This window comes from Azorhizobium oxalatiphilum (genome assembly GCF_014635325.1).
Lineage (GTDB): Bacteria > Pseudomonadota > Alphaproteobacteria > Rhizobiales > Xanthobacteraceae > Azorhizobium > Azorhizobium oxalatiphilum.
The window spans coordinates 1-1,013 of record NZ_BMCT01000024.1; the positions used below are offsets into that span (position 1 = coordinate 1).

The window sequence follows — 1,013 nt, forward strand, 5'->3', positions numbered from 1 at the left end:
CCAAGGTGTCGTTCGATTCGAACTCCCTGTTCCGCCATCCCGACCTGCTCGCGCTGCGCGACGAGACGGAAGAGGACGCCAAGGAGATCGAAGCCTCCAAGTATGACCTGGCCTACATCGCGCTCGACGGCACCATCGGCTGCATGGTGAACGGCGCGGGTCTCGCCATGGCCACGCTCGACATCATCAAGCTCTATGGCGAGAGCCCGGCCAACTTCCTGGACGTGGGCGGCGGCGCCACCGAGGAGAAGGTGACGGCGGCGTTCAAGATCATCACCTCGGATCCCAATGTGAAGGGCATCCTGGTGAACATCTTCGGCGGCATCATGAAGTGCGACGTGATCGCGCGCGGCGTGCTGGCGGCGGTGACGGCGGTGGGCCTGAAGGTGCCGCTGGTGGTGCGTCTTGAAGGCACCAATGTGGAGCAGGGCAAGCAGATCATCCGCGAGAGCGGCCTGAACGTGATCCCTGCCGATGACCTGGACGATGCTGCGCAGAAGATCGTGGCGGCCGTGAAGAAGGAAGCTGCGTGATGTCCGTGCTTATCGACGCCAATACGAAGGTCATCACCCAGGGTTTCACGGGCAAGAACGGCACGTTCCATGCGGAGCAGGCCATCGCCTATGGCACCAAGATGGTGGGCGGCACGTCTCCCGGTAAGGGCGGCACGACGCACCTCGGCCTGCCGGTGTTCGACACCGTGATCGAGGCCAAGGAAAAGACCGGGGCGGACGCCTCGGTGATCTACGTGCCGCCTCCGGGCGCGGCGGATGCGATCCTGGAAGCCATCGACGCGGAGATCCCGCTGATCGTGTGCATCACGGAAGGCATCCCGGTGCTGGACATGGTGAAGGTGAAGCGGGCGCTCCTGGGCTCGAAGTCGCGCCTGATCGGCCCGAACTGCCCCGGCGTTGTGACGGCGGGCCAGGCGAAGATCGGCATCATGCCGGCGAACATCTTCAAGCCGGGTTCGGTGGGCGTGGTGTCGCGCTCGGGCACGCTGACCTATGAGG

General features: G+C 64.7%; 1 protein-coding gene and 1 pseudogene. Both read left to right on the forward strand.

Features of this window, described 5'->3' with window-relative positions:
* A pseudogene (gene sucC / locus IEW24_RS28580) lies at nucleotides 1-533 on the forward strand (succinate--CoA ligase subunit beta); the annotation flags it as partial.
* Nucleotides 533-1,013: succinate--CoA ligase subunit alpha (locus IEW24_RS28585; protein ID WP_444979138.1), on the forward strand; the 481-nt coding region annotated here is incomplete at its 3' end. The pseudogene sucC and the gene IEW24_RS28585, both read left to right, overlap by 1 nt.